The following is a 16478-nucleotide window of genomic DNA, read 5'->3' as shown; positions in this document are numbered from 1 at the left end:
CCGGCAGCGGACGGTTGGGCCAGCCGCCGGGAGGGTCGGACCGGACAGATGGCCCGACCGGACAGGAACGGAGGCGACATGATGAAGGGGTGGCACGGCTGGCTCGGTACGTTCACCGGCGTGGCCTCCATCACGGTGGCGGCACTACCGTGGGCCGCCCTGGCGGTGTGGTCGCTGGCCCGACGCCGGAGCGTCACCGGCGTCACGCCGCCGTGGACGTGGCGGTTGTCGCTGGCAGAGGTCGGCATCGTCTACGGGACGGTGCCGTGGGTATGGATGATTTTGTTGCCGGGCGACCGAGCCGGCAGCGTCTCCGGTCGGGTGAGCCTGGTACCGCTGCGGGATCTGGTTGCGATCCTCGCCGACCGAGGGCTGGTGACGCTGATCGGCCAGGTCGTCGTCAACCTGCTGATATTCGCGGCTCTGGGCTTCTTCGCCCCACTGCGGTTCGCGGCGCTGGCGTCGGTGTCGCGGATCCTGGCGCTCGCGGCGGGTTGCTCGATCCTGGTCGAGACCGCGCAGTACGTCCTGCGCCTGGACCGGGTGTCCTCTGTGGATGACGTACTACTCAACGCCGCGGGCGCCGGGCTGGCCGCGCTGGCGTCGCGCCGCTGGTGGCGGGCTACCGCCAGATCATCGTCGGACAAACCTCGACTGGCCACGGCACCGGAGCTGGCGTCCGCCGGACGCCAGCCGGGCAAATGATCGAGGCGAGCCCTCGATCATCCGAAAACTCGCCGTTGACCTGCTGCTTCGCGGTGGAGCTGAGGGGATTTGAACCCCTGACCCCCTCGATGCGAACGAGGTGCGCTACCGGTCTGCGCCACAGCCCCTCGGGCGGAAGCCACCCGCGAGCCCACCGCTGGATGACGGTGGACCGGCGACTAGGCTAACAGGTAACCGGCCCGGTCCGCGAATCCACCCCCCGACGCGGCGTTCCCGATCCAGTCCGAGCCCGGCGGTCGGACGGGTCACTGACCGACCGTCGGCCCCCGGCCCGCCTCGTACGGCCGGCCGCGCAGGCCGCCGGTGCGCCGGTAGGAGACCGAGCCGGCCGACCGGCCCCCACCGCTGGCCGCCCGGGGCAGTTCGACCCGATCCAGGCCGAGCGCCGCCCGGCGTACCAGCTCGCGCTGGGCCGCCAGCCGGCGCTGCGCCTCCCGGCGGGCCTGGGCCCGGCGGGCCTGGGCCTGCCGCACCTCGGCCTGGCGCGCGGCCAACCAGGCCGCCTCCCGGGCCTGGGCCCGGCGCCGTCGCTGGTCGGCGATGGCCCGGCTGCGCAGGTGGACGAGGTACGCGACGAGCAGCGTCGCGCTGACCGAGAAGCCGATCCAGAAGCCCGAGCTCGCCAGCACCACCCCGAGCAGTTCGACGAGGTTGAGCAGCACGAGGGCGGCGAGAACCCGGCGGCGCCGGTAGATCGCCGGGGTGTGCCGGCGTGGCGGTGGGCGACGCCGGCCGCGGCCGGAGGTGCGGGGCACCAGGCGGAGTCCGCCACGCCGCCGGGCCCGGGCAGGCGGCGTGGGGGCCGGGGCCTCGACCTCCCGGAGGGTGCCGGTCCACGAGCGCGGCGGGTTGACCGGCTTCCGGCCGGGGACGGTACGGCGCCGCCGACGGCGCTGGAGCACCCGCGCCGTCGACAACGCCCGCTCCGCCGCCAGCCGCTCCGTGGCGTCGTACCGGCGGACCAGTGCCGGCGCGAGGGCGAGCAGACCGGCGGCGGCGAGGACGGCGAGGAGCACCGAGGCCGGCACCCTCATCCCTCCCGTCACCCAGCTCGGGCACCGTCGTCCCGGACCCGCAGGATCACGGCGACGGCGGAGCGCACGGCGACGCGCGGATCACCGACCGCGAAGATCGAGCGGGTTCGTCCGACGTTGCCGCACGTCCCAGTTATCCCAGGTTAAGCGGGTAGACCAGGAAATTCGTGCGGCGCGCCGACCGGCCGACCCCGGGTCGATCACCGGCGCGACGTGTGGCGCCCTCAGGAGGCGGTGCTGCGCAGGCGGTGCCAGCGGGCCAGCAGGCCGCCCTCGGCCGCCACGTCCTCGATGGTCAGCGCGTACCCGACGTGGTCGCGCCAGGCACCGTCGATGTGCAGGTAGCGGGGGTGGTACGCCTCCTCGCGGAAGCCCAGCTTCTCCACCACCCGCCGGGACGGTCCGTTCTCCGGCCGGATGTTGACCTCGATCCGGTGCAGGCCGCCGGGGCCGAAGGCGTGGTCGACGGCGAGGGCCAGGGCGGTCGGGATGATCCCCCGGCCCGCGACCCGGCCGTCCACCCAGTAGCCGGCGTACGCCGAGCAGAAGGCCCGCCGCACGATGCTGCCGATGTTGAGGTGCCCGACCAGCCGCTCCCGGCCGTCCTCGCGCAGACAGACCGCGAACGGCATCGCCTCGCCCCGCCGCGACTGCCGGCGGTGGTCCCGGTACACGTACCGGAACGCGGCCGGCGAGTTCAGGTCCTCCCACCGGCCAGACGGCGACGGCTCCCACGGTGCCAGCCAGGCCTGGTTGGCGCAGCGCACCTCCGACCAGGCCGCCGCGTCGGAGCGCCGATACGGCCGCAGCACCACCGGTCCGTCCTGAAGCACCGCCGGCCAGCCCGGGGTCTCGACGTGGTTCAACGGCGCCGGTCCAGCAGAAGCACGTCCACGGTGGAGCCGGCGGCCGCGGTGGTCACCCGCTCGCCGAGCACCACCAGGCCGTTCGCCTCGGCGAGGCCGGAGAGGGTGTACGGCCCACCGCGCAGCGGCTGCACGGTGTAGCCGCCGCCACGGCGCTCCGCCACGTGCGCCGGCCGAAACTCGCGCAGCCCGGCCGGCGAGGAAACCGTCTCCAGCAGGTGCGCCCGGACACTGGGCCGGAAGACCGGCTCCGCGCCAGCCAGCAGCTGGATGGCGGGACGCGCCAACACCTCGAATCCAATCAACGCCGCACCGGGTTCACCGGGTAGACACACCACCGGCACCTCCTCGGCCCCGACCGTACCGAATCCGAGGGTGCTTCCGGGATAGAGGGCCACCTCCCGGAAGCTGACCGGGCTGGCCCGGCCGCCGTCCCGGCGGGACAACACCCGCCGGATCATGTCCCCGGGCCCGGCCCCGGTGCCGCCGGTGGTGATGATCAGGTCAGCCCGCAGGGTCTGGTCCTCCAGCAGCCCGCGCAGCCCCTCCGGGTCGTCGTCGCAGATCCCGACCCGGTACGCCAGCGCACCGACCTCGGCTGCCGCCGCGGTGAGCGCGTGGGAGTTGATGTCCACCACCTGGCCCGGCTGGCTGCCGCGGCCCACGTCGACCAGCTCGTCGCCGGTGGCCACGATCACCACCCGGGGGCTGGGCCGGACCACGACGTGCCCGATGCCGGTCGCGGCGAAGACCGCGACCAGGGCCGGGGAGATGTACGAGCCGGCCCGGGCCAGGAGCGTGCCGGCGGGGAGCTCCTCACCGGCCCGGCGCAGCCCGTAGCCGCGCTTCGGGACCCGGAAGATCTCCACCGCCGCCATGCCCTGGTCGGTCCATTCCACCGGCACCACCACGTCGGCGGCGATCGGCAGCGGCGATCCGGCCGCCACCGAGAAGCACGATCCCGGGGTCAACCGGACCGGCCGCCAGCTCGCCGCGCCGAGGTCCCCGACCACGTTGAGCCGTACCGGGCGGGGGCTGCCGTGCTGAGCCGGACCGTAGCCGCTGCCGGCCCGGCTCGCGCCCGAGATGTCCTCCCAGCGGGCCGCATATCCGTCGATGGCCGCCTGGTCGAACGCCGGGTAGGCGTGCGGCGCCACCACGTCCTCGGCGAGGACGTTGCCGTACGCCTGGGTCAGGTCGAGGTCGAGCGGGGGTAGCGCCCGCAGCCTGCGCAGCACGCTGCCCAGGTATTCGGCGAGCGGCGTCAGCTCGTTGGCGGCCGCCTCGGCGTCGGCCGTGGCTGTCACACCGTCACCTCACCGCGACTCGTCAGGTCCGGCGGCCGGCGTCGGAGGCGATGAACTCGCCCAGCCAGCGCCGGAACTCCGCGCCGATGTCCTCGCGCTCACAGGCCAACTGCACCACCGTCTGGAGATAGCCGAGCGGCATGCCCGTGTCGTACCGGATACCCCGGTAGACGATGGCGTGCACCGGTACCCCCTCCTTCAGCATCAGCCCCATCGCATCGGTCAGCTGGATCTCGCCGCCGCTGCCCTTCGGGGTCCGGCGGATCGCCTCGAAGATGCCGGCGGGCAGGACGTACCGGCCGAGCACCGCCAGGTTGCTCGGGGCGTCCTCCGGCTTCGGCTTCTCCACCAGCCCGGTCACCTCGACGACCTCACCGAGATCGGTCAGCGCCGGGTCGGCCGGGGCCACCGAGGCGATCCCGTACCGCGTGGTTTCCTCGGGCGGCACCTCGAAGAAGGCGAGGACGATGCCGCCGGTCCGGGCCTGCAGGTCGAGCATGGCGGGGAGCAGTGGCTCGGAGAGGTTGACGAACTCGTCACCGAGCAGGACGGCGAACGGCTGGTCGCCCACGTGCGACTCGGCGTACCCGACCGCGTGGCCGAGGCCGAGCTGCTCCGGTTGCCGGCAGGTGTGGATCGAGGCGAGTTCGGCCGTCCGGCGTACCTCGGCCAGCAGCTCCGGCTTCTCCGCGAGCCGGGCCTCCAGGTCCGGGCGGCGGTCGAAGTGGTCGACCATCGCCGTCTTGCCGCGGCCCGTGATCAACAAAACGTCGGTGAGGCCTGCCTGGGCCGCCTCCTCGACGATGTACTGCAACACGGGGCGGTCGACCACCGGCAGCAGTTCCTTGGGCACCGCCTTGGTGGCGGGAAGGAACCGGGTGGCCAGACCGGCGGCCGGGATGACCGCCTTCACCGCCCGCCGTCCGGCCGCCGACGGGGCAGGGTTCGCTGGGGTAGCTGCATGCTCCGGCATGTCGCGAGACTATCGGCCACGACCCTGGCGTGGCGGTTGTGGCCCGGATAACGCGCCGCCGGAGGCCTGGCCCGGCCCCGAACCAGGGCGAATCACCCCGGGCGCTCCACCGGCCGCCGGGTCGGCCCGTACCGCCGTCCCCCGGGCCCCGGTCGTCGCGGTCCGATACGTGTCGCGGCCGGCGGCCTTGGCCGCGTAGAGCGCCTCGTCGGCGGCGGCCAGCAACTGCGGACCGGTGGTGGCGTGGTCCGGGTAGACCGCGACGCCGATCGACACGGTGACCGCGACCTCGGCTCGGACCGGGGCGGAGCCGCCCGGCTTCGGCCGGAGGATGATCGGACTCTCCCGGACCGCGGCCCCGAGGCGTTCCGCCACCCGCACCGCGCCCCGGGCGTCCGTCTCCGGCAGCAGCACGACGAACTCCTCGCCCCCCTGCCGGAAGGCGAAGTCGACCTCCCGCATCGTGCCCCGGATCCGCTGCGCGAACTCGGCCAGCACCGCGTCCCCGGCCGCGTGCCCGTACGTGTCGTTCACCTCCTTGAACCGGTCCAGATCGAGGGCGAGCAGGCCGAGGGTGTGACCGAACCGGCTGGCCCGTTCGATCTCCCGTCGGAGGGACTCCCGCAGGCAGCGGTAGTTCCACAAGCCGGTGAGCGGGTCGGTGAGGGAGAGCCGCTGGACCTCCTCGTGCGCCCGCACGTTGTCCACCGCCACCGCGGCATGGCTGGCGAAGGAGCGCAGCGTGGCCAGATCGGCGTCGTCGAACTCGTCGGCACCGAGCCGGTCGTAGAGGGCGAGGACCCCGAGCGTCGGCGCGGCCTCCCCGTCGTCGACGGACGGGACCTCGGGGCGCGGGTCGACGGCGGGCGGCGGCGACGCCCCACCGGCGACCGGCGACCGGCCGTGGTCCGTGCCGAGCGGGTACCAGCCGGTGGGCTCCCGAGCCGGGACGCCGGACGTGCCGGTGCGGACCGGGACCGAGAACGGCACCGCGACGTACGTCTGGCAGCGGGGCTCGGACTCGTACAGCGACGGGTCGTCCCGGTCCAGCCTGCCCCGCCGGGGCTGACCGCTGGCCGCGACCGAGCCGAGCAGCCCTCGGCCCAGCGGTATCCGCAGCGTGCCGGGGGCGAACGCCGGCTCGCACGGCTCGGCCGTACCCGACGGGGTCTGGGTCGGCGCCTCGCCGAGCCCTTTGGCGCCCTGGCCGACCAGATCGCCGCTCTCCGGGTCGCGCAGCAGGACGACACCGGCCCGCGCACCGGTCGCGATCATCGCGGTACGCAGGATCACCCGCAGGATCCGGTCCAGGTCGTGGGTGCTGGCCAGGGTGTCGCCGAGGACGGCGAGTTGGTCCCGCAGCTGGTGCCGGCTGATGCGCAACGCCCGCCGGTACGACTGGGTCTCCCGGGTCATCCGGTTGAAGCTGTCCGCGAGCCGGCCCACCTCGTCCGGGGCCCGTACCGGCACCCGGGCTGCCAGGTCCCCGTCGGCCACCCGGCCGGCGGCCCAGACCAGCTCGGTGAGTGGCCGGGTGGTCGACCGGGCCAGCCGCCAGGCCGCCACCACCGCGACGATCCCGGCGACGAGGACGACCACGCCGAGGAACGCGTACCGAGCCGCCGGCGGGTCACGGGGCACCGAGACGACCAGCGGCAGGGGCTGACCGGGTGAGGGGCCGACCCGGCGCACGTACCGGCCGCCGTCCGTCCGGACGACCGTGTCGCCGGAGATCCGCCGGGCCGCGGCGAGGACACCGGCCCGGGCGCTCATCGACTCGGTGCTCTGCTCGGTGGTCTGCCCGATTCCGGGGTCGTCCGCCAGGTCCGGCCCGGTGAGCTCCCCGACGCCGGCGGCCGCGGATGTCGACGCGGGCGACGAGCGGGGCGACTCGGATCGTGAGCCGGACGACACCGCTGCCGGAGTGGTGGGTGAGCCGGCCGGGGGCGGCGCGGCCGGAGCCGGGGACGGTCCGGTGGGCGGGTTGGTGGGCGACGCCCCCGTCGCGTCGTGGACCGGGCGGGCGGTCGACTCCCCGGTACCCGGAGCGGGCTCGCGGCGCAGCAGGGTCACGGCGGCGCCGCTGGTCGCCGCGAGCCGGCGGACGAAGGCTGCGTCGAGCGCCTGGGCGGCCCAGACCGCGCCGACCAGGTCACCGGAGCGGCTCCGCACCTCCACCCGCGCCGCGAGCGCTCGGGGCGTCGTCTCCGGAGCCACCGGGCCCCCGCAGGACGTCCAGGGGCGGGAGGGAGCGCCGGGGGTCACGAAGGTGACGACGCCGCCCGGGTTGGTGATCATCACCGCGCCGGCCAGCCCTCGGGTGACCAGGTGGCCGGCGGTGCCGGAGCGGCTCGCCGGGTCGCCGAGCAGCGCGACGGCACCGGCGGCGGTGTGCAACTGCTGACAGAGGGCGTTGATCGAGGTACGGATCGTGGCGGCGGCCAGGTTGAGCCGCTCCTCGGCCTGGTGGCGGCTCACCGCGGCGAGGGTGCCAGCCACGAAGAGCGCCCCGAGCAGCACGGGCCCGAGCACGACGGCGAGGAACGCGCTGGTCAACCGTCCGCGCAGCGTCACTCGTCCCCCCGGAAGCTCCGCATCCGTTGCTGCGATGCTGACCCAACCGAACTGGTTAACCGGAGTTGCCGTGGGAGTGTTACGTGCCGGATTTTTCGGATGAGGTGGGTAGGGCCAAGCGGGACGTCCGCGCCCGGCTGCTCGCCCGCCGCCGGTCGCTGTCGCCCGGGGACCGGCAGGCCGCCGCCGGACAGGTCCAGGCCGCGCTCGTCGCCCTGCTCCACCGGGTACGACCACACCGGGTCGCCGCCTACGTGCCGGTCGGGACCGAGCCCGGTGGCCCGGAGTTGCCGGAGGTGCTCGCCGCGGCGCTGGGCTCGGCCGGAGTGCTGCTGCTGCCGGTGCTCCGCCCCGACCTCGACCTCGACTGGGCGCCGTACGACGGACCGGACTCACTGGTTGCCGCCGGGCGGGGACTGCGCGAGCCGCGCACCGGACAGCTGGGCCCGGACGCGGTCGGCGGTGCGGGGCTGATCGTGGTGCCGGCAGTCGCCGTCGACCGGCGCGGGATGCGGCTGGGCCGGGGCGGCGGGTCGTACGACCGCGCGCTGGCCCGGGTCGACGCCGCCGCACCGACCGTGGCGCTGCTCCACGACGGTGAACTGGTCGATCGTCTCCCGGAAGCCCCACACGACCGTCCGGTCCGGGCGGCGATCACCCCGACTGAGGGCTTCCGCGGGCTGTCGCCCGATTGAGGGTCGGCCCCGACACCTCGGCTGGACGAAAGTGGGTACCATGCCGCACCATTGGCACTCGGATACGTCGAGTGCCAACAGGCTTGCAAGATCCGGAGGGGAATGTGCCCACCTACCAGTACGCTTGCACCGAGTGCGGCCACCAGCTCGAGGCGGTGCAGTCCTTCTCTGACGAGCCACTGACCGAGTGCCCGGCGTGCCAGGGCCGGCTGCGCAAGTTGTTCAACTCGGTCGGCATCGTCTTCAAGGGGTCCGGCTTCTACCGGACCGACTCCCGGAACAACGGCGCGAACGGCGGCTCGACCACGTCCGACTCCACGAGGAGCAGCGCCACGTCGTCCGGCAGCAACGGTGGTGCGAACTCCTCCGGTTCGGCCAACGGCAGCGGCGGCGGGTCCGGCACGACGAGCGGTGCCGCCAGCAGCACGTCGACGGCGTCGGCCAGCGCGGCCTGACCTGCCGATTCGCCCCGACGCGTTTTCCACAGGCGGCCTGGTTGTCCACAGGCCGCCGTAGGTCCACCGCCCTCGACCGCACTCCCGGCTAGCGTGCAGCCCCGTGGACGACGCCCATCGGCGCAGGCGTCGCCCCCACGGGAGGTACGCCATGGCACTCGACCGCACCCTGACCGAGGGCGATGGTGACCTGCGCCCGAGCCGCTGGCCGCCGCGGCTCGGCAGCGTCCCGGCGCTCCGGTGGGCCCTGGCCACCGTCCTGGTCCTGGTCGCGATCGGCCTGCTCTACCTCCGCGAGCCGACCTGCACCGACACGACCGCGGGCCGGGCCGCCACCGGCGCCGGCTCACCCGGCGCCGGTCCATCCCGCTCGACCGCCGGCCCGGACCCACGAGACCAAACGACCGGGGCCGGCACGCCCGGCGGAACGACGCCCGGGGCGGGTGACCCCGGGACGCCCACCGGTGGAACGGCCGGACGTCCACTTCCGGTGCCGGCCGGCACGGTCGGCGTCCCGATCCGGCTCGCCGAGCCGGCGGCCCTGGCCGTGGCTCGACCGGGGATCCGGGTGGATCTGCTCGCCGTCGCCGACGAGAGTCCGGCAACGAAGCCGATCCTGGTGGCGGGCCGGGCGCTGGTGCTCGACGTCCTGACTCAGGAGGGCTCCGCGAGCGCCCTCTACCTGGCGCTGAAGCCGGACGAGGCGCGGCGGGCACTCGTCCTGCCCGGCGCGACCCGGTTCGCGATCATCGTCCAGCCGTGACGGTCGGTTGGTCAGTCCCAGTGCGGCGGGCGCTCGGCCAGCAGCCGGTCGTCGTTGGAGGCCGGCAGCTCGCCCCAACCCCGGTCGGTGTCGTCCACCGACTGGTCGGGCAACACCCGGAAGTCGTCGTCGGTGAGGTCGACCAGCCGGTCGTCGTCCGTGGCCGCGCCCGCGGCGAACAGTTCGTCCCTCCTGTGCACGCCAGAAGCGTACCCGTCCGCGGCGCGGGGCCTGCCCGCCCGGGGCCAGCCCGGGCAAGCGCCGCGCCGCGACGCCGTCGATGTCCGGCGGGCGCCCGACGCCCCTCAGGGCCGGACCGGAAGGGTCCCGGGATCAGGCCCGCCGACAGGCCCGGGGTCATCGAGGTTGGTAGCGTCGGACAGCGTGACGACGCCCAGCGGTGACTCCGCCGATGACGCCTTCTGGCGTCGGCCCACCGGACAACCCGCCGATCCGCCCCGGCCGCCCGCCCAGCCCGGCGAGAGGAAGCCGCCGTACGCCGGTCCGCCGCCGAGCAGCATGCCGCCGCCGGAGTGGCGGCCGACCGTACACGTGCAGCCGCCCCCGCCCCGGACGCTGCCTCCGCAGGACCTGCCCGCGCTGGACGCCGCCGAGAGCAGCGCCCGGACCCTGACCTACGGCATCGGCATGGTCAGCGGCGCGGTGGTGCTCGTGCTCATGTGTCTGCTCTGCTCCCGTGCGCTGTTCTGAGCGCGTGTCCGGCCACCCGTTCCGCACGCGCGCTCCCGAGCCGCGGTCGCCCTGCCGGAGCGGCGCGCGCTGTCGTGGGCACGATGCCGGCCGGGCTGGTAGCTCCGCTCCCGCCCGGTCATCCGGCCCGGCCTCGTCCCGAGGACGCCCCCTTGCCGCCCTCGGGACGAGGCTCGTCAGAGCACGCCCTGCCAGACCACCGTGGCACCGGTGTCACCGGTCCGGTAGACGTACCAGAGGTTGACCACCGCCAGGACGACGACGACCGCGCCGAGCAGCGGCGGCAGCCACCTCGGCGCGGACCGGACCCGCCGGCTGGTCAGCACGAGCAGCGCCAGGGTCGCGACCCCGAGCGCGACGCTCCACCAGACCGTCAGGTAGCCGTACGCCTGGTGGTTGTCGACCTGTTGGATGATCTCGTCCGGGTAGTTCTTGGCGATCAACACGTCCCGCAGCTCGTCGCCGGACAGTCGCGCGAGGATGGCGGCGACGGGCGCCACCACGGCCAGCGACGCCGCCGCCCAGTCGAGCCGGCCCCGGAACCGCGGCAGAACGGCGTAACCCGTGCCCACCAGCGCCAGCAGCGGTACGAAGACGACCGCGGCGTGCACCAGCAACGCATGTGCGGGGAGGCCCATGACTTCCCTGAACACCATGCCTCCTCATCGACGCTCGGAATCGCCGGACCCCACGGTACGGCGGCTCGATCACGGTGCCCGATCTACTCCGCTACACGGGACAGGAGTCCCGGTGGTTCACTCCGGTTCCCGCACCCCGCCGACCTGCGAAGAAGCGGCTGTGGCGGCTACCACGATCACCTGGAGATCGCCTTGTTGCCTCCCTATCCATGTGCTGTCATGGATGAATGACGGGCGAGGAGCTGCTGAGGTCGCGGGGCCTCCGGGTCACCAAGCCGCGCCTCGCCGTGTTGGACGTGCTCGCCACCGGTGGCCACCTGGAGGTGGAGGAGATCGCCCAGCGGGTGCGGGAACGCCTCGACTCGGTCTCCACCCAGGCGATCTACGACGTCCTCGGGGCGTTGTCCCGGGCCGGGCTCTCCCGCCGGATCGAGCCCGCCGGGTCTCCCGCCCGCTACGAGGCGCGGGTCGGGGACAACCACCATCACGTCGTCTGCCGGGGCTGCGGTGCGATCGCCGACGTGGACTGCGCGGTCGGCTCGGCCCCCTGCCTCGAACCCGTGGCATCGTACGGGTTCGAGATCGACGAGGCGGAGGTCACGTACTGGGGGCTCTGCCCGGACTGCCAGCTCCGCCGGGCCACCGACGCCTGACGACCAACCGCGCGCCGGACCGCCCGACCGGCCACGAACCGGGTCACCGACGCCCCACGGCGGGGCTACCGAGCCGGGCCGGCCCGGCCGGCGACGGTGGAACCAGCGACGCGGATCCCCGAGGGCGTCGTCGAGGTGACGCGGCCGCGGCCGGTCACTCCGGCGGCTCGGGCCCCGACTCCGCCGGCAGCAGCGCGCGCTCGACCGCCGACCACGGGTCCCGGGCGGGCGCCTCCGCCCCGGCTGGACAGACCCGCCGGTAGTCGCACCAGCCGCACCGTGCCCCGGGCGAGACCGGAAAGGCCTCGTCGGGATCGGCACCGTCGGCAACCGCCCGCTCGGCGGCCATGATGTCCCGGGCGGTCTCCTCGGCGCGGGCGACCTGCCGGGCAAGGGACTCCGCAGTGTGCTCGTGGGCCGCGACCGTGGCGGTCGGCAGGTGGTGCAGTTCCACCCGCCGGCAGGGCCGCCGGAACACCCGCTCGGCGGCGTACGCGTAGAGCGCCAGCGCCTGGGATCCCCGGGCGTCGTCGGCGTCGAGACCGGCCCGTCCGGTCTTGTAGTCCACGATCACCAGTTCCGGACCGTCCGGGCCGGATCGCGCGTCGATCCGGTCGGCCCGGCCGTTGAAGGCGAGGACCGCGGTCTTGACCGCCACGACCCGCTCCACCCCCACCGGATCGACGGTGGGGTCCAGCGTTTCCACGTAGGACTCCAGCCACTCCAGGGCCCGGCGGAACACCGCCCGCTCCTGCTCGTCGTCGCGGTAGCCCTCGCGGACCCAGGTCCCCTTGAGCAGGGTTGGCAGCGCCTCGGGGCGCCGGCGGTCGGGCGGGAGTCCGTACCAGTTCCGCAGGGCGGTGTGCACGCTGCTGCCGAGGGAGTTGTGCGCCCACGGCGGCCCCTTGGGCGGCGCCGGCCGGTCGACGTACGCGTAGCGGTAGCGCCGGGGACAGTCCGTGTAGGAGCCGAGCTTGCTGGGCGTACAGACGAAGAGCCGCTCAGGCATGCCGTCGAACCCCAGTTGCTCGGGCTCGTCACGGGGCCGAGGGGTCCGGTTGCCGGCAGAGGAGGGCCTGCGCACCCCCCGATCCTGCCATGCCGTTCCGACACTCCGGCCGTGCGAGGCGACACCCACCGCCCGGCCGGACCGGACGCGCCCCTTTGCGACCTCCCGCGCCGGACCGCCGCGCCCCTCCCGACCCCCGAGGACACGCGACGACCCGGCCTCCCGGGACCGGGCCGGACGTGTCGCTCCCGGGACCGGGCCGCCACGGGGACGACCGTCAGCCCCCGAGCCGGTGGGCGTCGACGAAGGCGGCCACCGCGTCGGCGATGAGCTGCACCGCGATCGCGGCCAGCAGCAGACCGGCGATGCGGGTGAGCACCTCGATTCCCGCCGGCCGAAGCACCTTCACCACGATCCCGGAGAAGCGCAGGATCAGCCAGACCGCCACCATCACCAGGGCGATCCCGACGCCGATCGACAGGTAGTCCGCCACCCCGCCGGCCTCCTGGACGAAGAGCATGGTGGCGACGATCGCGCCGGGACCGGCCAGCAGCGGCGTACCGAGTGGGACCAGGGCGACGTTCGTCGTGCTCTGGTGCGCGGGATCGTCGCTCTTGCCGGTGAGCAGTTCGAGTGCCACCAGCAGGAGGAGCAGGCCCCCCGCCGCCTGGAGTGCCGGCAGGTCGATGTGCAGGTAGGCCAGCAGGGTCCGCCCGGCCACCGCGAAGACCACGATCACTCCGAGGGCGAGCGCCACGGCCTGCCACGCCGCCCGGGCCCGTTGCCGCGGCGTCATCGCCCGGGTCAGGGCGACGAAGATCGGCACCGAGCCCGGCGGATCGGTGATCACCAGCAGGGTCACCAGAACCTCGCCGAGCAGCTTCGTGTTCACCCGCTCACGGTAGTCGTGGGGGTGGGACGGTTCGCCCGGGTCAGCCGGGACCGGTGAGCGGGGCCACGCCCCGGGCCGAGGCCACGATCCGCTCGTACGTCTCGACGCCGGTCGTGTACGCGCCGAGCCGGACGGTCTTGTGGGTGCCGTGAAAGTCGGAGGAGCCGGTGACGAAGAGCCCGAGCCGTCCGGCGAGGGCCCGAACCGCCGCCCGCTCGGCCGACGAGTGGTCCTCGTGGTCGGCCTCCAGGCCGGCGAGCCCGAGCGCTGCCAGCTCGACGATCACCGTGTCCGGCACGATCAGGCCCCGTCGGGTCGCGCGCGGGTGGGCCAGCACCGGCACCCCACCCGCCTGCCGGACCAGCTCCACCGCCCGGAACACGTCGATGTCGTCCTTGGGCAGCCGGTACCGCTCGCCGAGCCACTGTGGTGCGAACGCCTCGGCGGTGCTGGCGACCAGACCAGCCCGGATCAGCGCCTGCGCGATGTGTGGCCGGCCCACCGTGCCGCCGTCCGCGTACGCCAGGACCTCCGACCAGCTCACGTCGATGCCGTCCGCGCGGAGCAGCGCGACGATCCGTTCCCCGCGTACCTCGCGGGCGGCCCGGACCCGGGCCAGCTCGGCAGCGAGCCCCGGGGCGTCGGGGTCGAAGAGGTACGCCAGCAGGTGCAGCGGGATCGACGGTTCGGTGCCGTACCACCGGCAGGAGAGTTCGGCGCCCCGGATCAGGGTGAGCCCCGGCGGCAGTGCCCGGGCCGCCGGCTCCCAGCCCGAGGTGGTGTCGTGGTCGGTGAGCGCCAGGACGTCGAGTCCCACGGCCCGGGCCGTCCGGACCAGCTCCGCCGGCGTGAGGGTGCCGTCGCTGGCGGTCGAGTGGGCGTGCAGGTCGATCCGGGGTACGTCGCCGGCCGCCCCACCCGACGCCGACGCGCCGGTCGGCTCCGGCCCGGGGACGGACCGGTCGGACGTCGGCGGTCGCGTCGGCGCGGGTTCGGGGGACGTCACGGGCCCGAGGCTACTGCCCGGGCGCGTCGGCCGGCAGCCTGGGCACGAGCTGCCAGTCCTCCCCGACGCCCTCGGGCAGCGGCAGGGTCTGCCTCGTGCCGTCGACGGCGCACCGGATGACGGTCCGGGCGTCGCCGGTCACCACCGTCCGGGAGTCGGCCCAGACCGGGAGGACCACCGCCTCTCCCGGGCAGTCGACCGCCGTGGTCGGTCCGGTGAGGCTGCCCTCGACGTCGACCACGGTGACCCCGGTACCCCGCCGCGCAGCCAGCCACCGGCCGTCGGGAGCCAGCCCGTCGGCGGTGCTGGTGAGTCCGGCCCCGGACGCCGTTCCGGTGGAGCGGAAGTCGCAGGCGCCGCTGCGGACCGAAACGAGGCCGGCGCCGGTCGCGGTCAGCTCGGCCAGGCAGTCGTTTCGGTCGCCCCTGCCCCGGACCAGCCCGACCACCCGCTCCCCCCGTACGCCGTACACCGCCGTGACGTCGGCGTTCGGGGCCGCTCGGGCCGGCGTCCTCAGGTTGACGGTTCCGTAGCCCCGGCCCGCCACCGAGAGCAGCACCCGGTCGGCGGTGAGCGCGACCGGCCAGCTGTCGGCCGGGACCGTCACGTTCCCGAGCACCGCCATCCCGGTGGGGCTGATCGCGGCGACGTAGAGGGTGGTGCCGAGCTGGAAGGCGAACCGCTGGCCGTCGGCGCTGAGCACCCAGCGTCCGTCCTTGCCGCTGAGCGCGAGTGACGAGCCGTCGGACCGGAGGAGCCGGACCTGGTCGACCCCGGCGTATATCCACCCGGCGGGGACGCGGTAGATCCGGGTCACCTCACCGACCCCGTCGAGGCTGAGGCGCCGCCCGTCGGTGGTCCAGAGCTGGTCACCACTGCGGATGTCGAGCCCGATTCCGGTGTCGATGCCCGGGGCGGGCATCGCGAGGGGCGTGGTGAGCTCCGGCTCGACGGCGTCGATGTCGAAGCCGGCCACGTTGGCGACGCCCGGCGGCGGACCGCCCGGCCAGCCACCCAGCGAGGTCACGCCGCCAACGACGAGAACCAGGGCAGTCGCCGCCCCGAGCAGCGAGGCGACGGTCCGCCGCCGGCGGATGGCCCGGCCCCGCCGGATGACCCGGGCCGCGATGTCATCCGCGACCGGGGGCGTCGCGACCCGGGCGGCGAACATCTCACGCAGCGAGTCCTCCACCATGACGCTCACGCTTCCGCTCCGAGTACCGGGATGACCGGCGCGGGGACCTCGAGCGCGGCGGCGGGCCGTCGTGCCCCGCCCTGGCGCGGCCGGGGCGCCGGCTCGCCCGCCGGAAGCGACTCCTCACGCCGGCCCGCCGGCAGCAACTCGTCCGGGCGGCGCGGCGCGGTGGAGCCGGCCGCCGGGATGGTCCGCGGCCCGACGCCGGCCGGTGCCGGGGTACGTCCCGCCGACGACGCCGTGGAACGAGCGATCCCGGCGGTGGTCCGGGACGCGGGTGACAGCCCCGGGGCGGCCGAATCGAGCGCGCGGTCGGCCTCGGCCCCGAGCCGACGGCGAAGCGTGTGGAGTGCCCGGGACGTCTGGCTCTTCACCGTGCCCGGCGAGATGTTGAGCAGCGCGGCCGTCTGCGCCTCGGAGAGATCCTCGTAGTACCGCAGCACGAGGATGGCACGTTGCCGGACCGGCAGGCTCTGGAGGTGCCGCCACAACCGGTCGCGCTCCAGTTGGGGCTCGATCTCGTCGGGGGCGGGCCGCTCGGGCAGGATCTCGGTCGGCCGCTCGCCGTGCCAGCGCCGTCGCCACCAGCTCGTCGCGGTGTTGATCAGGACCCGCCGGGCGTACGGCTCGACCGCCTCGATCTCCCCCAGCCGCTTCCACGCGAGGTACGTCTTGGTCAGCGCGGTCTGCAACAGGTCCTCGGCGGTCGCCCAGTCCCCGGCCAGCAGGTACGCCGTCCGCAGCAGGGCCGCCGAACGCGCAGCGACGAACTCGCGGAACTCCTCGTCCATCGAGTGTCGTGGCGCCACCTGTCGCCTCCCCGGCCGTGTTGCGGACAGGCTGCCACAGCCGGCCCGCCAGGTCTATGAGATGAACAGCCGCTCTTCGTTCGCGGTGTGGTCGACGTCCCGGTCCGGCCGAAAGCCGGACCCGGCGGAGCAGCTCCCGGTCCTCCGGCGCGCAGAGCACCAGCCGCAGCGC

Annotated in this window: 18 protein-coding genes and 1 tRNA gene; 6 read left to right on the top strand and 13 right to left on the bottom strand. The window is 74.6% G+C overall.

Annotated features, from left to right (window positions below; genetic code table 11):
* Positions 1 to 78 precede the first annotated feature (78 nt).
* Entirely contained in the window at positions 79 to 705 is a 627-nt protein-coding gene (locus EF879_RS10430) for a VanZ family protein (RefSeq protein ID WP_123557322.1), read from the top strand.
* Between the two features lie 54 nt (positions 706 to 759).
* Here EF879_RS10430 and EF879_RS10425 read toward each other — a convergent pair.
* From EF879_RS10425 to EF879_RS10400, 6 genes are all read right to left on the bottom strand, one after another.
* Positions 760 to 833, bottom strand: a tRNA-Ala gene (locus EF879_RS10425).
* Between the two features lie 138 nt (positions 834 to 971).
* Positions 972 to 1760 carry a hypothetical protein gene (locus EF879_RS10420; RefSeq protein WP_199736307.1) on the bottom strand — a complete coding sequence of 263 codons (789 nt, stop codon included), beginning with the start codon at positions 1758 to 1760 and terminating at the stop codon, positions 972 to 974.
* Positions 1761 to 1984: 224 nt separating this feature from the next.
* A complete protein-coding gene (locus EF879_RS10415; protein WP_233604370.1) occupies positions 1985 to 2626 on the bottom strand; it encodes a GNAT family N-acetyltransferase in 642 nt (213 codons plus the stop codon).
* A complete protein-coding gene (gene glp / locus EF879_RS10410) occupies positions 2623 to 3933 on the bottom strand; it encodes a gephyrin-like molybdotransferase Glp (protein WP_123557320.1) in 1311 nt (436 codons plus the stop codon). Before glp ends, EF879_RS10415 begins: the two co-directional genes overlap by 4 nt.
* A gap of 22 nt (positions 3934 to 3955) precedes the next feature.
* On the bottom strand, positions 3956 to 4906 hold the full coding sequence (locus EF879_RS10405; protein ID WP_123557318.1) for a UTP--glucose-1-phosphate uridylyltransferase: 951 nt from the start codon (positions 4904 to 4906) through the stop codon (positions 3956 to 3958).
* 9 nt (positions 4907 to 4915) lie between these two features.
* Positions 4916 to 7480, bottom strand: a complete 2565-nt coding sequence (locus EF879_RS10400; RefSeq protein WP_370375474.1) for a diguanylate cyclase — start codon at positions 7478 to 7480, stop codon at positions 4916 to 4918.
* Positions 7481 to 7563: 83 nt separating this feature from the next.
* Here EF879_RS10400 and EF879_RS10395 point away from each other — a divergent pair, with 83 nt between their 5' ends.
* The 3 genes from EF879_RS10395 to EF879_RS10385 all read left to right on the top strand — a co-directional run bounded on the left by EF879_RS10395 (position 7564) and on the right by EF879_RS10385 (position 9393).
* Positions 7564 to 8175, top strand: coding sequence for a 5-formyltetrahydrofolate cyclo-ligase (locus EF879_RS10395; RefSeq protein WP_123557316.1), 612 nt, complete (start codon positions 7564 to 7566; stop codon positions 8173 to 8175).
* A gap of 104 nt (positions 8176 to 8279) precedes the next feature.
* Complete coding sequence (locus EF879_RS10390) at positions 8280 to 8630, top strand: FmdB family zinc ribbon protein (protein ID WP_123557314.1); 351 nt, start codon at positions 8280 to 8282, stop codon at positions 8628 to 8630.
* A 151-nt stretch (positions 8631 to 8781) separates the two neighbouring features.
* Positions 8782 to 9393: a flagellar biosynthesis protein FlgA gene (locus tag EF879_RS10385; RefSeq protein ID WP_123557312.1), complete on the top strand. Its 612-nt coding sequence runs from the start codon at positions 8782 to 8784 to the stop codon at positions 9391 to 9393.
* An 11-nt stretch (positions 9394 to 9404) separates the two neighbouring features.
* Here the strand turns inward: EF879_RS10385 and EF879_RS10380 are convergent, their stop codons facing one another.
* A complete protein-coding gene (locus tag EF879_RS10380; protein ID WP_123557310.1) occupies positions 9405 to 9593 on the bottom strand; it encodes a hypothetical protein in 189 nt (62 codons plus the stop codon).
* Positions 9594 to 9777: 184 nt separating this feature from the next.
* Here EF879_RS10380 and EF879_RS10375 point away from each other — a divergent pair, with 184 nt between their 5' ends.
* A complete protein-coding gene (locus EF879_RS10375; protein WP_123557308.1) occupies positions 9778 to 10104 on the top strand; it encodes a translation initiation factor 2 in 327 nt (108 codons plus the stop codon).
* A 176-nt stretch (positions 10105 to 10280) separates the two neighbouring features.
* On the opposite strand, the gene EF879_RS10370 is transcribed toward EF879_RS10375, so the two are convergent.
* Positions 10281 to 10757 (bottom strand): DUF2231 domain-containing protein, encoded by a 477-nt coding sequence (locus EF879_RS10370; RefSeq protein ID WP_123558324.1) that lies wholly within the window; start codon positions 10755 to 10757, stop codon positions 10281 to 10283.
* A 212-nt stretch (positions 10758 to 10969) separates the two neighbouring features.
* Between EF879_RS10370 and EF879_RS10365 the strand changes: the two genes are divergently transcribed.
* On the top strand, positions 10970 to 11395 hold the full coding sequence (locus tag EF879_RS10365) for a Fur family transcriptional regulator (protein ID WP_123557306.1): 426 nt from the start codon (positions 10970 to 10972) through the stop codon (positions 11393 to 11395).
* Positions 11396 to 11549: 154 nt separating this feature from the next.
* Here the strand turns inward: EF879_RS10365 and EF879_RS10360 are convergent, their stop codons facing one another.
* The 5 genes from EF879_RS10360 to EF879_RS10340 all read right to left on the bottom strand — a co-directional run bounded on the left by EF879_RS10360 (position 11550) and on the right by EF879_RS10340 (position 16306).
* Positions 11550 to 12404, bottom strand: a complete 855-nt coding sequence (locus EF879_RS10360) for a PD-(D/E)XK nuclease family protein (RefSeq protein WP_123557304.1) — start codon at positions 12402 to 12404, stop codon at positions 11550 to 11552.
* Between the two features lie 277 nt (positions 12405 to 12681).
* Entirely contained in the window at positions 12682 to 13296 is a 615-nt protein-coding gene (locus tag EF879_RS10355) for a MarC family protein (RefSeq protein ID WP_123557302.1), read from the bottom strand.
* 40 nt (positions 13297 to 13336) lie between these two features.
* Positions 13337 to 14188 (bottom strand): PHP domain-containing protein, encoded by an 852-nt coding sequence (locus tag EF879_RS10350; RefSeq protein WP_123558322.1) that lies wholly within the window; start codon positions 14186 to 14188, stop codon positions 13337 to 13339.
* 124 nt (positions 14189 to 14312) lie between these two features.
* Positions 14313 to 15506 (bottom strand): hypothetical protein, encoded by a 1194-nt coding sequence (locus tag EF879_RS10345; protein WP_123557300.1) that lies wholly within the window; start codon positions 15504 to 15506, stop codon positions 14313 to 14315.
* Positions 15503 to 16306 carry a SigE family RNA polymerase sigma factor gene (locus EF879_RS10340; protein ID WP_233604369.1) on the bottom strand — a complete coding sequence of 268 codons (804 nt, stop codon included), beginning with the start codon at positions 16304 to 16306 and terminating at the stop codon, positions 15503 to 15505. The genes EF879_RS10345 and EF879_RS10340 overlap by 4 nt, the downstream gene beginning before the upstream one ends.
* Positions 16307 to 16478 lie beyond the last annotated feature (172 nt).

Origin of the sequence: Micromonospora sp. HM5-17 (assembly GCF_003762835.1) — a bacterium.
In the GTDB taxonomy this organism is placed as follows: Bacteria; Actinomycetota; Actinomycetes; order Mycobacteriales; family Micromonosporaceae; genus Plantactinospora.
This window is presented reverse-complemented; position numbering and strand designations above follow the sequence as displayed.